The organism is Streptomyces sp. NBC_00663, from assembly GCF_036226885.1.
Classification (GTDB): domain Bacteria; phylum Actinomycetota; class Actinomycetes; order Streptomycetales; family Streptomycetaceae; genus Streptomyces.
Map to the genome: position 1 here is coordinate 3962391 of NZ_CP109027.1, position 19425 is coordinate 3981815.

Sequence of the window (19425 nt, forward strand, 5' to 3'; positions counted from 1 at the left end):
CGGGCCGGTGCGGGCCTGGGCGTGGTCCTGGGGCTCTGGGAAAGTGCGGGCGGGGGCGTGGCCTTGGGGCTCTGGTGAAGTGCGGGCCCATGGGCAGGCGTTGCTCGTCCCGGCTGTCCCCTGTGCCCGCAACTGCTCATGTGCGGTCATGCGTTCATGATGCGGGCCGGCGCTGACAAGCGGGGCAGCCTGTGGACAACCGCCGGGCTGTGGAAAACCGCGGCTCTACCAGCCCGAGGACGCGAACGGCTTGTCGGTGGACACGATTTCGCGGCCCAGCGGGAGCAGCGACACCGGGATCAGCTTGAAGTTGGCGATGCCGAACGGGATGCCGATGATCGTGACGCAGAGGGCGATGCCGGTGACGATGTGGGCGAGGGCCAGCCACCAGCCCGCGAGGATCAGCCACAGGACGTTGCCCACGCAGGACGGGGCACCGGCGTCGCGGCGTTCGACCGTCGTGTACCCGAAGGGCCACAGGGCGTACACACCGATACGGAACGCCGCGATGCCAAAGGGGATGCCGATAACCGTGATGCACAGCAGCACGCCGGCGGCCAAGTAGCCGAGGAACAGCCAGAAGCCGCTCAGGACGAGCCATATGACGTTCAGGATTGTCTTCACTGGTGGCGTCCTGCCATCTTCTCGAGGCGGGCAATGCGTTCCGCCATCGGCGGGTGCGTGGTGAACATCTTCGACAGTCCCTGGCCCGGGCGAAAGGGGTTGGCGATCATCATGTGGCTCGCGGTCTCGATGCGGGGCTCCGGGGGCAGCGGGAGCTGCTTGGTGCCGGTCTCGAGCTTGCGCAGGGCGCTGGCCAGGGCCAGCGGGTCGCCGGTGAGCTGGGCGCCGGAGGCGTCTGCCTCGTACTCGCGCGAGCGGCTGATGGCCAACTGGATGAGGGAAGCAGCGAGCGGGCCGAGAATCATGATGAGCAGCATGCCCAGGATGCCGGGGCCGTCGTCGTCGTTGGAGCGGCCGACCGGGATCAGCCAGGCGAAGTTGACGAGGAACATGATCACGGAGGCGAGGGCTCCGGCGACCGACGAGATCAGGATGTCGCGGTTGTAGACGTGACTGAGCTCGTGGCCGATGACGCCGCGCAGTTCACGCTCGTCGAGGAGGCGCAGGATGCCTTCGGTGCAGCACACCGCGGCGTTGCGCGGGTTGCGGCCCGTCGCGAACGCGTTCGGTGCCTCCGTCGGGGAGATGTACAGGCGCGGCATGGGCTGGCGGGCCTGGGTGGAGAGCTCTCGGACCATGCGGTACAGCGCGGGGGCCTCGAACTCGCTGACCGGGCGGGCGCGCATCGCGCGTAGCGCGAGTTTGTCGCTGTTCCAGTACGCGTACGCGTTCGTCCCCAGAGCGACCAGGACCGCTACGACGAGCCCCATGCGGCCGAAGAAACTGCCGATGACGATGATGAGTGCGGACAGTCCCCCGAGGAGTACTGCGGTCCTGAGCCCGTTGTGCCGGCGGTGCACGGTACGCCCTCCAAGTCGTGCAGCAGGGGAACCCTTTGCTTGCTGATCTGCGGTCCTTCTGGTGTATGTCCAGTGGACCCTCCCGTTCTGGTCAACGCCAGGCGAGAGCCGCTAGTTCCCTTGTGCGTGCGGGGCGGGGCGTGAGCCGTCCGGGTGAGGACCCGGAAGCGGCCTGGTCATGCGGTGGTGTGGGCCCTCAGAAGAGTCCGGTGTCGGCGAAGCGCAGGACCAGTTGGGGCGCACCGGAGAGGGCGATGCCGAGGACGCCGGTGAGGGCGAGTGCGGCGGTGAGGGGCGCGGGGACCCCGTGGCGTACGGCGTCGCCCTCGGGTGCGCGGAACAGCAGGGCCGTCCACTGGAGGTAGTAGAACAGCGCGATCACGACGTTGACGGCCATGACCACCGCGAGCCAGCCCAGTCCGGCGTCGACGGCGGCGGAGAAGACGGTGACCTTGGCGAAGAGACCGATGATGCCCGGCGGGAGTCCGGCAAGGCACAGCAGGAAGAACGCCAGGAGGAGCGCGGCGAGGGGGTTGGAGGCGTACAGGCCCCGGTAGTCGCTGATGCGGTTGCGGGACTTCGTACGGCCCACCACTGCGGCCACGGCGAAGGCGCCGAGGTTCACGGCGCCGTACATGAGGGCGTAGGCGACGGTGGAGCCGATGGAGTGCTCGGCGTCGTCGGAGTAGGCAGCGGCGGCGATCGGCACCAGGAGGTAGCCGGCCTGGCCGACGGAGGACCAGGCGAGGAGGCGTACGGCGCTGTACGCGCGCGTGGCCTGCTGTCGGAGGGCGCCGACGTTGCCGACGGTCATCGTGAGGGCGGCCAGTGCGGCCAGTGCCGGGCCCCAGACGTCGGCGTACGACGGGAGGGCCACGACGGTGAGGAGGATCAGGCCGGAGAAGCCGACCGCCTTGCCGACGACCGACAAGTAGGCGGCGATCGGAAGCGGGGCTCCTACGTAGGTGTCCGGGACCCAGAAGTGGAAGGGCACGGCGGCCGTCTTGAAGGCGAAGCCGATGAGGGTGAGGACCACGCCGGTCTGGGTGAGGGTGTGGAGCTGGCCGTCGACGTGCTGGATGCGGTCGGCGATCTGGGTGAGGTAGAGGGTGCCTGTGGAGGCGTACACGAAGCTGATGCCCATGAGGCTGACCGCGGTCGCGGTGACCGAGGAGAGGAAGAACTTCAGGGCCGCTTCGGAGGACTTGCGGTCGCCTTGGCGCAGGCCCACGAGGGCGAAGGCCGGCAGGGAGGCGACTTCCAGGGCGACGATCAGGGTGGCGAGGTCGCGGGAGGCGGGCAGCAGGGCGGCACCGGCGGCGGAGGAGAGCAGCAGGAACCAGTACTCCCCTTCGGGGAGTCCCTTGTCGGCGTCCTTGAGGGTGGTGACGGACAGGAGGGCGGCCAGCAGGGCGCCGCCGAGCACCAGGAGTTGGAGGACGAGGGTGAAGCGGTCCGCCGTGTAGCTGCAAACGTCGGTGTCGCCGGACAGGCAGAAGGTCGCGCGGTCGCCGTCCAGGAGGGGCAGGAGCATCGCCGTGGCGGCGGCCAGGCCCGCGATGGACAGCCAGCCGAGCAGCGCCTTCTTCGCGTCGCCGACGAACAGGTCCGCGACGAGGACCACGAGGCCGACGATCGCCGCGATGGTGGGCGGCGCGATGGCGAGCCAGTCGACGGACTGGACGAGGTTCGCGGCCAACGGCTGGGCCGCGGAGGCCAGGGAGCTCATCGGGTGCCTCCTGCGAGGAGCTGCTGCACGGCCGGGTCGGTCAGGCCGAGGAGGGCCTTGGGCCACAGGCCGGCTACGACGGTGAGGGCGACGAGCGGTGTCCAGGCCGCGAACTCGTACGTGTGGACGTCGGCGAGTTCCGGCGCGTCCTGGGGTACGGGGCCCATGCAGACGCGGCGGACCACGGCGAGGAGGTACGCGGCGGTGAGGAGGGTGCCGAAGGCCGCGATCGCCATGAAGGTGAGGAAGGCGGGGCGGCTGAGGTCGTCGGCGGGGTCGAACGCGCCGAACAGGGCCAGCATCTCGCCCCAGAACCCGGCGAGGCCGGGCAGGCCGAGGGAGGCGACCGCGGCGAACGCGAGCAGGCCGCCGAGGCGCGGTGCCTTGCCGTAGAGCGCGGCGCCGGTCTGTTCGGCGAGGGCGTCGAGGTCGGTGGTGCCCGTGCGGTCCTTGAGCGCGCCGACCAGGAAGAAGAGCAGGCCGGTGATGAGGCCGTGGGCGATGTTGGCGAACAGGGCGCCGTTCACGCCGGTCGGGGTCATCGTGGCGATGCCGAGGAGGACGAAGCCCATGTGGCCTACGGAGGAGTAGGCGATGAGGCGCTTGAGGTCGCCCTTCGCGCCCTGCTTGGCGAGGGCCAGGCAGGCGAGGGATCCGTAGATGATGCCGACGACGGCGAAGGCGGCGAGGTAGGGCGCGAAGTCGGCGAAGCCGTCGGGGGCGATCGGCAGCAGGATCCGGACGAACCCGTACGTACCCATCTTCAGCAGCACACCGGCCAGCAGGACCGAGCCGACGGTCGGCGCGGCGGTGTGGGCGTCGGGCAGCCAGCTGTGCAGCGGCCACATCGGGGTCTTGACGGCGAGCCCGATCCCAATCGCCAGTACGGCGATGACCTGCACGGATGTGGTCAGCGACCGGCCGTTGTCAGTGGCGAGTGCCACCATGTCGAACGTGCCCGCCTTGATTCCGATCAGGAGCAGGCCCAGCAGCATGACGACCGAGCCGAGCAGCGTGTACAGGATGAATCGCCAGGCGGCCCGGGTGCGGTCCTCGCCGCCCCAGCGGGCGATGAGGAAGTACATCGGGATGAGCACCGTCTCGAACGCCAGGAAGAACAGCAGCAGATCGAGGACAGCGAAGGTCGCGAGGGTGCCGGACTCGAGGACGAGCAGCAGGGCGACGAAGGCCTTCGGGGTGGGGCCCGCGGGCAGCTTGAAGTAGGAGTAGAGCGCGCAGAGGAAGGTCAGCAGCGCGGTCAGGACCAGAAGGGGGAGGGAGATGCCGTCGATGCCGAGGTGGATGCGCACGTCGAGTGCGGGGATCCAGCTGATGTCGGTCGTGGCCTGCATCTTCGACGGATGGTCGTGGTCGAAGCCGACCGCGAGGACGATCGCGGCGACGAGGATCACGCCGGTCACGGTCACGCCGTGCCGCAGCACGGCCTGCTCGGGCGACTTCCCCTTCAGCCCGGGCGGGGCCGGCAGGAGGGCGGCGACGGCACCGAGGAGCGGGCCGACGACGACGAACGCCAGAAGGAACTGCATCACGGACTCGTTGATATCGATCACGCCTGCTCACGCTCCCGTGGCGACGAGGACGGCGGCGACCACCAGGACGACGGTGCCGGCGAGCAGCGCGCTCACATAGGTCTGCACATTGCCGGTCTGGGCCCGCCTCACGGCCGCGCCGAGGAGTCGGGGCAGGGCGCCCGCGCCGCGCACGTAGGTCTCGACGACCTCACGGTCGAGGAACCGGACGAGGGTGGCGCCGGCCTGGACCGGGCGGACGAAGAGGGCCGAGTAGAGGGCGTCGAGGTGGAAGCCGACGGCCGCGTGCCGGTGGAGCGGGCCGAGCAGGAGTCGGCCGGGATCCGCGGGGTCGGGGGCGTAGGCGATGTCTCCGTACGCCGGTTCGTGGGTGGCGATGGCCTCTGCCTCGACGCGGGCCGCGTCGCCCTCCGGGTGGGCGGCGACCGCGCCCAGCGGTACGTGGGCCGCGAGTGTGGTGGTGTGCCGCCAGGCCGCGTACGTGACGATGCCGCCGACCAGGGCCACGCCGGTGCCGAGGACGGACGTGGTGAGGGTCGGGGTGAGGTCACGGCCGTCGAACCAGTCGGGGAGCACTCGGTAGGCGAGTCCGCCGACGGCGAGGGAGGGGACCGCGAGGACCCACAGGACGACGGTCATGGTGAGGGGCTGGCGACCGTGGTCGGGGGCCTCGGCGCCCTGACCGCGGAAGGCCAGCAGCCACAGGCGCGTCGCGTACGCCGCGGTGAGCAGGGCGGTGAGCAGGCCGGCGACGAGGACGACCCAGCCCGCCACGCCGGGCGCGTGCTCGGTGTGGCCGGTGGCGACGTGCTCGGCGGCGCCGAGGACGGACTCCTTGGAGAAGAAGCCGCTGAACGGCGGGATCGCGGCGAGTGCGAGGAGCGCCACGGTCATCGTCCAGTAGGCGTCGGGCACGCGGTCGCGCAGGTGGCCCATGCGGGACATGGCGGCCAGCGAGTTGGTGCCGGCGGCGTGGATGATCACGCCTGCCGCGAGGAACAGCAGCGCCTTGAAGGCGCCGTGCGACAGGAGGTGGAAGACGGCGGCACCGCGGTCGCCGACGGCGAGGGCGCCGGTCATGTAGCCGAGCTGACCGATCGTCGAGTAGGCGAGGACGCGCTTGATGTCGTCCTGGGCGAGGGCGGCCAGTGCCGAGCCGGTCATGGTGACGGCGGCCATCACGGCCAGGACGACCATCGCGGCCTGCGAGGCCTCGAAGACGGGGAGGAGTCGCGCGACGAAATAGACACCGGCGGCGACCATCGTCGCCGCGTGGATGAGCGCGGAGACGGGCGTGGGGCCCGCCATCGCGTCCGGGAGCCAGGTGTGCAGCGGGAACTGCGCCGACTTGCCGGCCACGCCCGCCAGGAGCAGCAGGGCGATCAGGGTCGGGTGGTCCAGTCCCCCGCTCGCGACGGCGCCGAGGACCTTCGTGATGCGGAAGGACCCGGCGTCGTTGGCGAGCGCGAACAGGCCGATGAGGAAGGGGACGTCGCCGAGCTTGGTGACGAGGAATGCCTTGATGGAGGCGGCGCGGGCCTCCGGGGTCTCCCAGTAGTGGCCGACCAGGAAGTACGAGCAGATGCCCATGACTTCCCAGCCGACCAGGAGCACCATCAGGTCGCCCGAGTAGACGACGAGGAGCATGGCGGAGGTGAAGAGGGAGACGAGAGCCGCGTAGGACGGGTAGCGCGGGTCGTCGCGCAGATAGCCGGTCGAGTAGATCTGCACGCAGCTCGCGACGAGGCCGACCAGGACGGCGACGAGGGCGGCGAAGCCGTCGATGTGCAGGGCGAGTTCGATCGGGATCGAGCCGGTGGGCGTGAGCTCGGTGGCGGCGTTCACCGCCTCGTGTCCGCCCTGGCGTACGGCGACCACGGCGGCCAGCACGAGGGAGGCCAGCGTCGGCAGCACGGCGAGCGGGCGGACGAAGCCGGGGGCCGTGCGGCCCAGGAGCAGGCCGACGGCCGCGCCCAGGAAGGGAAGGAGGGGGACGAGGGCGGCGAGGGTGGTGGTGGTCACGCGGTGGCCTCTGCCTTCTCGGCCGCCGGAGCGTCGCCTTCAGAGCCGTCGGAGTTGTCGGAGTCGGGACCGTCCGGTCCGTCGGGGCCGTGTCCCTCGGCGGTGTCGCGGAGCTTGTCGATGTCCGAGGTGCCGCGGTTGCGGTAGACGGCGAGGACGATGGCCAGGCCGATGCCGATCTCCGCGGCGGCGATGGCGATGGTGAACAGGGTCAGGGCCTGGCCGGAGTGCAGCGTCTCCGCCGCGGTCCTGCTGAGCCACACGTCGAAGGCGACCAGGTTGAGGTTGACGGCGTTCAGCATCAGCTCGACCGACATCAGGACCAGGATCGCGTTGCGGCGGGCCAGGACGCCGTAGAGGCCGGTGCAGAAGAGCAGGGCGGAGAGTACGGCGGGATAGGCGAGGTGCATCAGCGGGCGCCTTCCTGCTCGGCCGACCCGGTTCCCGAAGTCGGGATCTTTCGCCCGATCGGGTGATTACGGGAATCCGGGACGGAGGGGGAACCACCGGACACCGCCCGGGAGTTCACAGGGGGCGGGCTCGACTCCGCCTTCGCCTTGCGGGACAAGACGATCGCACCGACCAGGGCCGCGAGGAGCAGGACGGAGAGGGCCTCGAAGGGCAGGACCCAGTTCTGGAAGAGGCTCGCTCCGGTGGCCTCGGTCGAGCCGGCGGCGGGGCCGTCCAGGTTGATCCAGGTCGTACGGAAGGCGTCGACGACGACCCAGATCAACGCACCGGCCGAGGCGACGGCGACCGTGAGGGCGGCCCAGCGGTTGCCGGAGTCCGCGTCCGGGGAGCGGCCGATGGGGGCCTTGGTGAGCATCAGACCGAAGAGGAGGAGAACGACGACGGAGCCGACGTAGATGAGGACCTGCACCCAGGCGATGAACTCGGCGGTGAGGAGGAGGTATTCGACGGCGAGGCCACCGAGGGTCACCACCAGCCACAGGGCGGCGTGCACCAGCTGCCGGGTGGTCACGGTGACGAGGGCGGCGCCGAAGGTGACCAGGCCGACGAGCAGGAAGGCGATCTCGACACCGGTCGGGGAGAGAAAGCCGTGGGTTTCGGCGGCAAGGCTCATGACTCCCCCTCCTGCGGTGCCGCCTGGGCAGCCAGCTTCTCGGCGGTCTTACGGGCGGCGGCGACCTCCTTCGGCTCCTCGGCGGCGGGGTCGAGGGCGGGCGGGGCCGGGACGGTCCACATCCACTCGCGGAGCTTGTCGCGTTCGTGGGTGAGCTCGCGGATGTCGGTCTCGGCGTACTCGAACTCCGGGGACCAGAACAGCGCGTCGAAAGGACAGACCTCGATGCAGATACCGCAGTACATGCACAGGGAGAAGTCGATGGCGAAGCGGTCGAGGACGTTGCGGCTGCGCTCGCGGCCGCCGGGGGCGGCGGGCGGCACCGTCTCCTTGTGGGAGTCGATGTAGATGCACCAGTCCGGGCACTCCCGCGCACACAGCATGCAGACCGTGCAGTTCTCCTCGAACAGGCCGATGACCCCGCGGGTGCGGGGCGGGAGGTCGGGCTGGACGTCGGGGTACTGCTCGGTGACGGTCTTCTTCGTCATCGTGCGCAGGGTGACGGCCAGGCCCTTGGCGAGGCCGGAGCCGGGAAAGCGGGGCCGGGCGGGCGGAAGGGGCTCAGCCACTAGGAGATCACCACCTTGACGATGCCGGTGAGGGCGATCTGGGCGAGAGAGAGGGGGACGAGAAGGGTCCAGGACAGCTTCTGCAACTGGTCCTCGCGGAGCCGGGGGTAGGTCACGCGGAGCCAGATCACGAGGAAGGCGAGGACGGCCGCCTTCAGGAGGGTCCACACCCAGCCGAGGCCCTCGGCGCCCCAGGGGCCGTGCCAACCCCCCAGGAAGAGGACGGTGGTCAGGCCGCACAGAACGATGATCCCGGCGTACTCGGCGAGCAGGAACAGGGCGAAGCGGAGGCCGGTGTACTCCGTGTACGCGCCGAAGATGATCTCCGAGTCGGCGACGGGCATGTCGAAGGGCGGGCGCTGGAGTTCGGCGAGGCCGGCGACGAAGAAGACGATCGCGCCGACGATCTGCCAGGGCAGCCACCACCACTCGAAGGCGTCCACGATGCCGGGGAGGGAGACCGTACCGGCCGCCATCGCGACGGAGGCGGCGGTCAGCAGCATAGGGAGTTCGTAGGCGAGGAGCTGAGCGGCGGTGCGGAGGCCGCCGAGGAGGGAGAACTTATTGGCGGAGGCCCAGCCGGCCATGAGGGAGCCGAGGACGCCTACGCCCATGACGGCCAGGACGAAGAAGATGCCGGCGTCGACGACCTCGCCGACGGCGCCCTCGCCGGGGCCGATGGGGATGGCGAGGAGGACCAGGAGGTAGGGCAGGAGGGCCACGGCGGGGGCGAGTTGGAAGATGCGGCGGTCGGCGCCCGCCGGTACGACGTCTTCCTTCTGCGCGAACTTCACGCCGTCCGCGACGAGTTGGGCCCAGCCGTGGAAGCCGCCGGCGTACATGGGGCCGAGGCGGCCCTGCATATGGGCCATCACCTTGTGCTCGGTCTGGCCGACGATCAGGGGGAAGGTGAGGAAGACGACGAAGACGATCAGGAGTCGCAGGGCGACGTCGAGAGCGTCGTTCACTGCGGGCCTCCTGCGGGGTCTTCGGGGGTGCGGGGAGTGTGGGGGCTGCTCGGTTTGTTCGGGGTGTTCGGGGCCTCGGAGGCTTCGGGGGCTTCCGGCGTGCCGGGGGCGTCCCGCGTCTCGGAGGCTTCCGGTGCCTCGTCTTGGGCGGGGGCCTGATCCTCCTGGACACGTGCAGGTGCGTCACCCTGGGCCTGAACCTGGGCCTGAGGGTCCTGCTCGGCCTTCGGGTGCGGCTCGGCGCCGGGTGGCGGTTCGGCCGTGGAGCTGGGGGATCGCTCCGCATCGGGTTCGGGTTCGGGCTCGTCGAAAGCTGGGCGGGCGTGGTGCCACGGGGCGTCGGCGCTGCGGGGAGCCGTTGAGTCGGGTCGCGTGGGCGCGGGGGGCGCGGGGGGCGCGGGGGGCGCGGGTGCATCGTCGGCCGACGTAGTGCCGGAGTCGGTGGTGTCAGGTGCGGGGCGCTGGCTGGCGGAGCCCTCCGAGACGCTGCGGGAGCGGCGCGGCCCTGCGGGGGCTGTGCTGGTTCCCGGGCGATCGGAGGCCGAGCCCTCGCTCTGGGCGTCGGCGTCGGCGTCGGCGTCCGCGACGGCATCGCCGTCGGCTGCCGTCTGGCTCACCGAGCCCTGAGCCGCGGTGCGAGAGCGTCGGGGGCCGGTTGCCGGGGGCGCGGGTGTCGCCGGTGCTTCTGCCTGGCTGGCGGAACCCTCCGCCGCCGAACGCGAACGACGCTGACCCGCGGCCGGTGCCGCCGGTGCCTCCGCAGCCGGCGCAACCCCCGGCGCCCGCTCAGTCCCCGACGCCCCCGGCGTCTGCTCAGCCGGCGCAGTCTCCGTTCCCCCCGGAGCCTCCGAAGCCCCCGGAGCCCCCACCTGGCTCGCCGAGCCCTCCGACGCCGAACGCGAACGGCGAGGGGGCGTGGTCGGGGTTGCCGTGGGTGTCGGGGGCTGCGGTTGGGTGGCGGTGGCTTCTGGGGTGGTGCGGGTGCGGCGGGCGGGGCGGTCGCCGGGGGCGGCGCCCGTGGCGCGGGGGCCCGTTGTGCGGGCGGGGCGGGCCGGAGGTGGGGGGAGCTGGCCCTTGAGGGGGCCCCACTCGTTCGGGTCGGGGACGCCTGGGGGGAGCATCTGGCGGCGCTTGGGGCCGCCGTGTTCGGACTCGCCCGGTTCCTTCGCGCCGGGCCAGGCCTTGGCGACGCGGGCGGCCAGGACGAAGTCCTTGCGGAGGGGGTGGCCTTCGAAGGTTTCCGGAAGGAGGAGGTGGTCCAGGGCAGGGTGGCCCTCGAAGACGACGCCGAACATTTCGTGCGTCTCGCGTTCGTGCCAGGCCGCGCCGGCGAAGACGTCGACGGCGGTGGGCAGGGTCGGGGACTCGTGCGGGACCGTCGTACGGAGAAGGAGGCGGCGTACCGGGGAGAGGGCCGCGAGGTGGGTGGCGACGCGGAAACCCGTGCCCGGTTCGTCGACCGCGCTGAGCCAGTCGAAGTAAGTGCAGCCCAGTTCGTCGCGGGCCGTCCGCAGGGAGGTGATCCAGGAGGCCGGGGGGACGTCGACCGTGAGGACGTCGTAGGACTCCTCGGCCGTGGCGTCGGGGCCGAAGAGTTCCTCGGTGGGGGCGGGCAGCCAGCCGGTCGTGGTCATCGTTCCTCCCCCGGGGTGGGAGAGGTGGGAGAGGGGGCCTTCAGCAGGTCGCTCTGGAGGGCGGCCGGGGAGGGGCGGGCGGCGGGTCCGTCGGTGCCGTACCGCTCGCCCAGCGACTCCCGGGCGATCTTCTCCTGGAGTTTGAGGATGCCCTGGAGCAGGGCCTCGGGGCGGGGCGGGCAGCCGGGGACGTAGACGTCGACGGGGATGATCTGGTCGACGCCCTTGGTGACGGAGTAGGAGTCCCAGTACGGGCCGCCGCAGTTGGAGCAGGCGCCGAAGGAGATGACGTACTTCGGTTCCGGCATCTGTTCGTACAGGCGCTTCACCGCGGGGGCCATCTTGTCCGTGACCGTGCCCGACACCACCATCAGGTCGGCCTGCCTCGGACCCGGCGCGAAGGGGATCACGCCGAGGCGGATGAAGTCGTGGCGGGCCATCGACGCGGCGATGAACTCGATCGCGCAGCAGGCGAGGCCGAAGTTGAAGACCCAGAGTGAGTAGCGGCGGCCCCAGTTGAGGACCACCTTCATCGGCTCGGGGGCCAGGCGGGCGAGGGCGCCCAGGCGCTTCGGCTCCGGCAGCGGCACGGGCTGCGGCGAGGTCGGGTCGGGTGTCACGTCCGGCGTCACGCCCATGTCAGGACGCCCTTCTTGTATGCGTACAGCAGACCCACGGCCAGGAAGCCGAGGAAGATGAACATCTCGACGAGGGTGGTGGCGCCGTAGCCGGGGGCGGCGAAGATCGTGGCCCAGGGGAACAGGAAGATCGAGTCGACGGCGAAGATGACGTAGAGGAAGGCGTAGACGTAGTAGCGGACCTGGGTGTGGGCCCAGCCCTCGCCGACGGGGTCGACGCCGCACTCGTACGTCAGGAGCTTCTCGGGGGTGGGCACCACGGGGCGCAGCAGTCGTCCGGCGCCGAAGGCGACCGCGACGAACAGCACGCCGACGATGGCGAGCAGTCCGACGACCGAGTACGACTGGAAGTAGTCCGAGTAGTCCGACGCGGCGACAGTGGTCGGTTCTCGCACGTCCGCCCCTCGCTCCCTGTGGACAACGTCGTTCGACGATCTGTACGCACGGGAGTCTAGGGCCTGCTAAAGAGAGCGTAAGCAGCCCGTCACGGCTTGAGGTGCCCGAATGCGAGACGAAGAGGGAGACCAAGAGGAGACGAACGGGGGCAGGGTGGGGTTTTCCCCCGGATGGCGCGGCGGTCCGCCTCATGGCGTCGCGGCGCGCGTCGCGGCACGCTGGCCCATATGACCGAACGCCCCAGAGATTCCCGACAGGCCGAGCATGCGCGGGCCGAGAACGTGTCGCCGCTTCCGCCCGTCCGCTTCGCCTACGACGCGCACACCTGGAAGGAGATCGCGCATCTGCTGCTGAATCTCCCGGTGGCGTTGCTCGGGTTCGTGTATGTCACGACGGTGCTGTTCACCGGCTTCTGGCTGACGGTGACGGTGATCGGGTTCCCGTTGCTGGCGGCCGGGCTGATGGGGGCGCGGAAGCTGGGCGCGCTGGAGCGGCGGCGGGCCCGCAAGCTGCTCGGGGTGCGGATCGACGAGCCGAGTCCGCTGCCGCTGAAGACCGCCAACTCGGGTTTCTTCCAGCAGCTGTGGATGATGCTGAAGGACCCGGTGGGCTGGCGGACGGTCCTGTACGACTTCATCCGGCTGCCCTGGGGCATTCTCACCTTCACCCTCACGCTGACCTCGCTGTTCGTGCTGTGGCCGGTGCTGCCGTACATCGCGCGGGGTCTGTCCAACGCGGACCGGGCGATGGTGCGGGGGCTGCTGTCGCCGTCGGACGAGCTGGAACGTCGTATCGCGGAACTCGAGTCGGACCGGGGGGTCGTGGTCGACACGGCCGCGGCCGATCTGCGGCGGATCGAGCGGGATCTGCACGACGGGGCGCAGGCCCGGCTGGTCAACCTCGCCATGGGGCTCGGGCTGGCGAAGGAGAAGCTGCTGGAGGACCCGGAGTACGCGCAGGCGATGGTCGAGGAGGCGCACGGCGAGGTGAAGCTGGCGCTTCAGGAGCTGCGGGATCTGGCGCGCGGGATCCATCCGGCGGTGCTGACGGACCGGGGGCTGGACGCGGCGCTGTCGTCGGTGGCCTCGCGGTGCACGGTGCCGGTGAAGGTGACCGCCGACCTGGACGCCCGGCCGGCCGCGGCGATCGAGGGCATCGCCTACTTCACCGTCTCCGAGCTGCTCCAGAACATCAGCAAGCACAGTGGGGCGAGGTCGGCGTCGGTGGATGTGTGGCGGTCGGACGACCGGCTGCTCATCCAGGTGTGGGACGACGGCCGGGGCGGCGCCAGCCTGGACGCGGGCAGTGGGATGCAGGGGCTCGCGGAGCGGCTCGGCGCGGTCGACGGGTTGTTCGTCATCGACTCGCCGGTGGGCGGGCCCACGACGGTCACGGCGGAGCTGCCGTGGCGGGACCGGGCGCACGACGCGCGTCGGGGGTAGGGCGCTCGGCGGGGCAGGGCACTCAGCGGGGGATCGGCGATCGGCGGGGGTAGGGAAAACCCCCCTGCCAAGAGGCCGACGGACTCCATGGTCCGCTGACCTGCGGTCGAGCAGGGTGGAGATACGACAGACACCGGTACGACACCCAGGCGCGGGACGAGAGAAGGACGACGCCGATGGCCACGGACTACGGACAGAGCTACGGGTTCCTCGACGAGCCGCGGCGGCATCGGCTGCCCACCGGGCTGCGGGCACCGTTCGAGGGACGCACCTGGCGTGAGTTCGGATATGTGCTGCTCAGCCTGCCGATCAGCATCGTGCTGTTCACGTACGGCGTCACGATGGTCGCGATCGGTGCCGGGCTGTTGGTGACGTTCCTCGGGGTGCCGGTGCTGGCGGCGGGGCTGGCCGGGTGCCGGGGCTTCGGGGCGATGGAGCGGGCGCGGGCGCGCGGGCTGCTGGACCTGGAGGTCGCCGATCCGGAGCCGCTCAGGATGCGGGGGCACGGGTTCCTGGCCTGGATGGGGGCGGTGCTGAAGAGCGGGGCCTCGTGGCGGGCGCTGCTGTACTCGGTGATCCAGTTGCCGTGGTCGGTGTTCTCCTTCGTGGTCGCCGTGAACTTCTGGGCGTACGGGTGGGCGCTGCTCACGTATCCGCTGTGGTTCTGGCTGTTCCCGGCGTACGGCGGGCAGGACGGGCTTCAGCTGTACGGCGACGAGACGCATCACATCTATCTCGACAACCCCTTCGAGATCGGCGTGACGGCGTTGGTGGGGCTGTTGTTCACGCTGGCCACGCCGTGGATCGTGCGGGCGCTGACGCAGGTCGACCGGGTGCTGGTGCACGGGCTGCTCGGGCCGTCGCGGCTGGCGACGCGGGTGGTGGAGCTGGAGTCGGACCGGGGGGTCGTAGTGGACACGGCGGCGGCGGATCTGCGGCGGATCGAGCGGGATCTGCATGACGGGGCGCAGGCGCGGCTGGTGGCGTTGGCGATGGATCTGGGGCTGGCGAAGGAGAAGCTGGCGGAGGATCCGGAGGCGGCGGCGCGGATGGTGGACGAGGCGCACGGTGAGGTGAAGACGGCGCTTCAGGAACTGCGGGATCTGGCGCGCGGGATCCATCCGGCGGTGCTGACGGACCGGGGGCTGGACGCTGCGCTGTCGGCGGTCTCCTCGCGGTGCACGGTGCCGGTGCAGGTCGAGGTGGACCTGGTGGAGCGGCCGGCGCCGGCGATCGAGGGGATCGCGTACTTCACGGTGTCGGAGCTGTTGCAGAACATCAGCAAGCACTCGCGGGCCACGTGGGCGGGGGTGGACGTGTGGCGGGTGGAGAACCGGCTGATGTTGCAGGTGGTGGACAACGGGGTGGGCGGCGCGAGTGCCTCCGGCGGGTCGGGGCTGGCCGGGCTGGCCGAGCGGCTCGACGCGGTGGACGGGATTCTGGTGGTGGACTCGCCGGTGGGGGGTCCTACCCGGGTCACCGCGGAGTTGCCCTGGCGGGGGGAGCGGGTTTGAGGGGCGGGCGTCGTAGGCGTCGTACGGGCTGAACGACGGGCGGCGGGGGTGTGCGCGGGTGTTCTCCGCCCCCCCGCCGCCCTTACCTTTTTCCGCCCCCGCCGCCCTTACCCGTTCCCATCCCCAGGGGCTGCCGCCCCTTCGACCCCGCCTCCCTGGGGGCTCCCGCCCCCAGACCCCCACTCCCCAGACCCCCACTCCCCAGACCCCGCTCCCCAGACCCCGCTCCCCAGACCCCCGCCTCGGCCCCGAAAGGGCCTCGTCCTCGAACGCCGGACGGGCTGAAAGACGCCTGTCGCGTGCCTCTTCCTCCCGTTGATTCCCGCTGAATCCCGTTGCTCCGGCGCGAGCCGGTGTGAATGCTGGAATGCTGGACTTTGCTCGTCGGGAAGACGGGCGCGGAGTCGGGGTGTGGGGGGCCGAAGATCGTGGAGGACAGGGTGCGGGTGGTCATCGCCGAGGATTCAGTGCTGCTCAGGGAGGGGCTGACCCGGCTGCTGACCGATCGTGGACATGACGTCGTCGCGGGGGTGGGCGACGGGGAGGCGCTGGTCAAGACCATCACCGAGCTCGACGGGCAGGGAGAGCTGCCGGACGTGGTGGTGGCCGATGTGCGGATGCCGCCCACGCACACCGACGAAGGGGTGCGAGCCGCCGTACAGCTGCGCAAGGCCCACCCGGGGCTCGGGGTGCTCGTACTGTCGCAGTACGTGGAGGAGCGGTACGCGACCGAACTTCTCGCCGGGTCCAGTCGCGGCGTCGGCTATCTGCTCAAGGACCGGGTAGCCGAGGTGCGTGAGTTCGTGGACGCGGTGGTGCGGGTCGCCCAGGGGGGTACGGCCCTGGACCCGGAGGTCGTGGCGCAGCTGCTGGGGCGCAGCCGCAAGCAGGACGTGCTCGCGGGCCTCACCCCGCGGGAGCGTGAGGTGCTGGGGCTGATGGCCGAGGGACGGACGAACTCGGCGGTCGCCCGGCAGTTGGTGGTGAGCGACGGGGCGGTGGAGAAGCACGTCAGCAATATCTTCCTGAAGCTGGGGCTGTCCCCCAGTGACGGGGATCACCGTCGGGTTCTCGCGGTCCTCACCTATCTGAACTCCTGATGACCTGACACCGTGTCAGCCGTATGGGTGCAACGGTCACCGAGCCGGAGAACCGAACGGGAGTACTGGGCGTCTTGTAGGGAAGCGCCGGGGGGCGAGAAATCATGACAAGTCAGGGCGGCGGGGCGTCTCAAAATCGTGTCCATCATGCGATTGGCCACAGGAAGGCGACCCTTACGGACGTAGGGTTGATCCAGGGAAGGCCCGCGGGAAGGCCTGTCCCGGACAGCCGCCTCGAAGGAGGTCCAGTTCAGTGACCAGCCAGGTCAGTAGCCCAGCGGAGCAGGCCGACGAAGCCGTCGTGGGAGAGCAGCGCAAAGCGGCAGGGACCAAGGACGTCCGCCGCCTCGACCGGGTGATCATCCGCTTCGCGGGGGACTCGGGTGACGGTATGCAGCTCACCGGCGACCGCTTCACCTCCGAGACGGCCACCTTCGGCAATGATCTGTCCACTCTTCCCAACTTCCCCGCCGAGATCCGGGCCCCTGCCGGAACCCTGCCGGGTGTCTCGTCCTTCCAGCTGCACTTCGCCGACCACGACATCCTCACGCCGGGCGACGCGCCGAACGTGCTGGTCGCGATGAATCCGGCGGCCCTGCGGGCCAATATCGCCGATCTGCCACGCGGCGCGGAGATCATCGTCAACACGGACGAGTTCACCAAACGGGCGATGCAGAAGGTCGGGTACCAGACCTCACCACTGGAGGACGGGTCGCTCGACGGGTACAGCCTCCACCCTGTGCCCCTGACGACACTCACGGTGGAGGCACTGAAGGACTTCGACCTGTCCCGCAAAGAGGCCGAGCGCAGCAAGAACATGTTCGCGCTCGGCCTCTTGTCGTGGATGTACCACCGGCCGACGGAAGGCACGGAGAAGTTCCTGAAGGCGAAGTTCGCCAAGAAGCCGGACATCGCGGCGGCCAATATCGCGGCCTTCCGCGCCGGCTGGAACTTCGGCGAGACGACCGAGGACTTCGCGGTCTCCTACGAGGTCGCCCCGGCCGCGACCGCCTTCCCGACCGGTACCTACCGCAACATCTCCGGGAACCTGGCCCTGTCCTACGGGCTGGTCACCGCGTCTCGGCAGGCGGACCTGCCGTTGTATCTGGGCTCGTACCCGATCACCCCGGCCTCCGACATCCTGCACGAGCTGAGCAAGCACAAGAACTTCGGTGTCCGCACCTTCCAGGCGGAGGACGAGATCGCCGGCATCGGCGCGGCGCTGGGCGCGGCCTTCGGCGGCTCGCTGGCGGTGACGACGACGTCCGGTCCTGGTGTGGCGCTCAAGAGCGAGACGATCGGCCTCGCGGTCTCCCTGGAGCTGCCCCTGCTGGTCATCGACATCCAGCGCGGCGGGCCGTCGACCGGGCTGCCGACCAAGACCGAGCAGGCGGACCTGCTCCAGGCGATGTTCGGCCGCAACGGCGAGGCGCCGGTCCCGATCGTCGCCCCGCGCACCCCGGCCGACTGCTTCGACGCGGCACTGGAGGCGGCGCGTATCGCGCTGACGTACCGCACCCCGGTGATGCTGCTCTCCGACGGCTACCTCGCCAACGGCAGCGAGCCGTGGCGCATCCCGGAGCAGGACGAACTGCCGGACCTGACCGTGCAGTTCGCGCAGGGCCCGAACCACACCCTGGACGACGGCACCGAGGTCTTCTGGCCGTACAAGCGCGACCCGCAGACCCTGGCCCGCCCCTGGGCCGTCCCCGGCACGCCCGGTCTCGAACACCGCATCGGCGGCATCGAGAAGCAGGACGGCTCGGGCAACATCTCCTACGACCCCGCCAACCACGACTTCATGGTCCGCACCCGGCAGGCCAAGATCGACGGTATCGACGTACCCGATGTCGAGGTCGACGATCCGCACGAGGCCAGCACCCTGGTGCTGGGCTGGGGTTCGACGTACGGCCCGATCACCGCCGCCGTGCGCCGGCTGCGGGCGGCCGGCGAGTCCATCGCGCAGGCCCATCTGCGCCACCTCAACCCGTTCCCCCGGAACCTCGGCACCGTGCTGCGGCGGTACGACAAGGTGGTGATCCCCGAGATGAACCTCGGGCAGCTCGCCACGCTGATCCGGGCGAAGTACCTGGTCGACGCCCACTCGTACAACCAGGTCAACGGCATGCCGTTCAAGGCCGAACAACTCGCCACGGCTCTCAAGGAGGCCATCGATGGCTGAGACGTCCACGGAAGGCACGGGCACGATCGAGGCGCTTTCGCTCGTCCCGAAGGCCGAGGGACGCCAGGCGATGAAGGACTTCAAGTCCGACCAGGAAGTGCGCTGGTGCCCCGGCTGCGGTGACTACGCGATCCTCGCCGCCGTGCAGGGCTTCATGCCCGAACTCGGCCTGGCCAAGGAGAACATCGTCTTCGTCTCGGGCATCGGCTGCTCCTCCCGTTTCCCGTACTACATGAACACGTACGGCATGCACTCCATCCACGGCCGCGCCCCCGCCATCGCGACCGGACTGGCCACCTCCCGGCGGGACTTGAGCGTCTGGGTGGTCACCGGTGACGGTGACGCGCTGTCGATCGGCGGCAACCACCTGATCCACGCGCTGCGCAGAAACGTCAACCTCAAGATCCTGCTGTTCAACAACCGGATCTACGGACTGACCAAGGGCCAGTACTCCCCCACCTCCGAGGTCGGGAAGATCACCAAGTCGACGCCGATGGGCTCGCTGGACGCGCCCTTCAACCCGGTGTCGCTGGCGATCGGCGCGGAGGCGTCGTTCGTGGCGCGGACGGTGGACTCCGACCGCAAGCACCTCACGGAGGTCCTGCGCCAGGCCGCGGCCCATCCGGGTACGGCGCTGATCGAGATCTACCAGAACTGCAACATCTTCAACGACGGCGCCTTCGAGGTCCTGAAGGACCGGCAGCAGGCTGAGGAGGCGGTGATCCGCCTCGAACACGGGCAGCCGATCCGCTTCGGCACGGACGGTTCCAAGGGGGTCGTACGGGACCGGCTGACCGGTGATCTGAAGGTGGTGACGGTGACCGCGGACAACGAGGCCGAGATCCTGGTCCACGACGCCCACGCGGCGTCCCCGACCACCGCCTTCGCCCTCTCCCGCCTCGCCGACCCGGACACCCTGCACCACACGCCCATCGGCGTCCTGCGGTCCGTGGACCGGCCGGTGTACGACACCCAGATGGCCGACCAGCTCGACACGGCGATCGAGCAGAACGGCAAGGGTGATCTGGCGGCGCTGCTGGCGGGCGGGGACACCTGGACGGTCGTGGGCTGACGAGTCCCGGAGGCCTTAGGACCTGAAGGCCTGAAGACCTG

The 19425-nt window shown here is 70.4% G+C and carries 17 protein-coding genes; 5 read left to right on the plus strand and 12 right to left on the minus strand.

The window, feature by feature from the left end; genetic code table 11:
* Positions 1–225 precede the first annotated feature (225 nt).
* The 12 genes from OG866_RS17955 to OG866_RS18010 all read right to left on the minus strand — a co-directional run bounded on the left by OG866_RS17955 (position 226) and on the right by OG866_RS18010 (position 12073).
* Positions 226–624, minus strand: a complete 399-nt coding sequence (locus OG866_RS17955; protein WP_329335879.1) for a YccF domain-containing protein — start codon at positions 622–624, stop codon at positions 226–228.
* Positions 621–1484, minus strand: a complete 864-nt coding sequence (gene htpX, locus OG866_RS17960; protein ID WP_329335880.1) for a zinc metalloprotease HtpX — start codon at positions 1482–1484, stop codon at positions 621–623. The genes OG866_RS17955 and htpX overlap by 4 nt, the downstream gene beginning before the upstream one ends.
* A 196-nt stretch (positions 1485–1680) precedes the next feature.
* Positions 1681–3213, minus strand: coding sequence for an NADH-quinone oxidoreductase subunit N (locus OG866_RS17965; RefSeq protein WP_329335882.1), 1533 nt, complete (start codon positions 3211–3213; stop codon positions 1681–1683).
* Positions 3210–4784 (minus strand): NADH-quinone oxidoreductase subunit M, encoded by a 1575-nt coding sequence (locus tag OG866_RS17970; protein WP_329335884.1) that lies wholly within the window; start codon positions 4782–4784, stop codon positions 3210–3212. Before OG866_RS17970 ends, OG866_RS17965 begins: the two co-directional genes overlap by 4 nt.
* Before the next feature lie 6 nt (positions 4785–4790).
* Positions 4791–6785 carry an NADH-quinone oxidoreductase subunit 5 family protein gene (locus tag OG866_RS17975; RefSeq protein WP_329335886.1) on the minus strand — a complete coding sequence of 665 codons (1995 nt, stop codon included), beginning with the start codon at positions 6783–6785 and terminating at the stop codon, positions 4791–4793.
* The gene (gene nuoK, locus OG866_RS17980; protein WP_329335887.1) at positions 6782–7195 is read right to left on the minus strand and encodes an NADH-quinone oxidoreductase subunit NuoK; all 414 of its coding nucleotides are present in this window, start codon (positions 7193–7195) and stop codon (positions 6782–6784) included. The genes OG866_RS17975 and nuoK overlap by 4 nt, the downstream gene beginning before the upstream one ends.
* Positions 7195–7869, minus strand: coding sequence for an NADH-quinone oxidoreductase subunit J family protein (locus OG866_RS17985; RefSeq protein ID WP_329335889.1), 675 nt, complete (start codon positions 7867–7869; stop codon positions 7195–7197). Before OG866_RS17985 ends, nuoK begins: the two co-directional genes overlap by 1 nt.
* Positions 7866–8357 (minus strand): 4Fe-4S binding protein, encoded by a 492-nt coding sequence (locus OG866_RS17990; protein ID WP_329344166.1) that lies wholly within the window; start codon positions 8355–8357, stop codon positions 7866–7868. Before OG866_RS17990 ends, OG866_RS17985 begins: the two co-directional genes overlap by 4 nt.
* Positions 8358–8437: 80 nt before the next feature.
* Positions 8438–9406, minus strand: coding sequence for a complex I subunit 1/NuoH family protein (locus OG866_RS17995; RefSeq protein WP_329335893.1), 969 nt, complete (start codon positions 9404–9406; stop codon positions 8438–8440).
* Positions 9403–11040 carry an NADH-quinone oxidoreductase subunit C gene (locus tag OG866_RS18000; protein WP_329335894.1) on the minus strand — a complete coding sequence of 546 codons (1638 nt, stop codon included), beginning with the start codon at positions 11038–11040 and terminating at the stop codon, positions 9403–9405. Before OG866_RS18000 ends, OG866_RS17995 begins: the two co-directional genes overlap by 4 nt.
* Entirely contained in the window at positions 11037–11678 is a 642-nt protein-coding gene (locus OG866_RS18005) for an NADH-quinone oxidoreductase subunit B (protein WP_329335896.1), read from the minus strand. Before OG866_RS18005 ends, OG866_RS18000 begins: the two co-directional genes overlap by 4 nt.
* On the minus strand, positions 11669–12073 hold the full coding sequence (locus tag OG866_RS18010) for an NADH-quinone oxidoreductase subunit A (protein ID WP_329335897.1): 405 nt from the start codon (positions 12071–12073) through the stop codon (positions 11669–11671). Before OG866_RS18010 ends, OG866_RS18005 begins: the two co-directional genes overlap by 10 nt.
* 228 nt (positions 12074–12301) lie before the next feature.
* Here OG866_RS18010 and OG866_RS18015 point away from each other — a divergent pair, with 228 nt between their 5' ends.
* The 5 genes from OG866_RS18015 to OG866_RS18035 all read left to right on the plus strand — a co-directional run bounded on the left by OG866_RS18015 (position 12302) and on the right by OG866_RS18035 (position 19384).
* Entirely contained in the window at positions 12302–13516 is a 1215-nt protein-coding gene (locus OG866_RS18015) for a sensor histidine kinase (protein WP_329335898.1), read from the plus strand.
* Positions 13517–13692: 176 nt separating this feature from the next.
* Positions 13693–15030, plus strand: a complete 1338-nt coding sequence (locus OG866_RS18020; protein WP_329335900.1) for a sensor histidine kinase — start codon at positions 13693–13695, stop codon at positions 15028–15030.
* A gap of 440 nt (positions 15031–15470) precedes the next feature.
* The gene (locus OG866_RS18025) at positions 15471–16130 is read left to right on the plus strand and encodes a response regulator transcription factor (protein ID WP_329344168.1); all 660 of its coding nucleotides are present in this window, start codon (positions 15471–15473) and stop codon (positions 16128–16130) included.
* Between the two features lie 253 nt (positions 16131–16383).
* The gene (locus tag OG866_RS18030) at positions 16384–18312 is read left to right on the plus strand and encodes a 2-oxoacid:acceptor oxidoreductase subunit alpha (RefSeq protein ID WP_329335902.1); all 1929 of its coding nucleotides are present in this window, start codon (positions 16384–16386) and stop codon (positions 18310–18312) included.
* Positions 18305–19384, plus strand: a complete 1080-nt coding sequence (locus OG866_RS18035) for a 2-oxoacid:ferredoxin oxidoreductase subunit beta (RefSeq protein WP_329335904.1) — start codon at positions 18305–18307, stop codon at positions 19382–19384. Before OG866_RS18030 ends, OG866_RS18035 begins: the two co-directional genes overlap by 8 nt.
* The last annotated feature ends 41 nt before the right edge of the window (positions 19385–19425 follow it).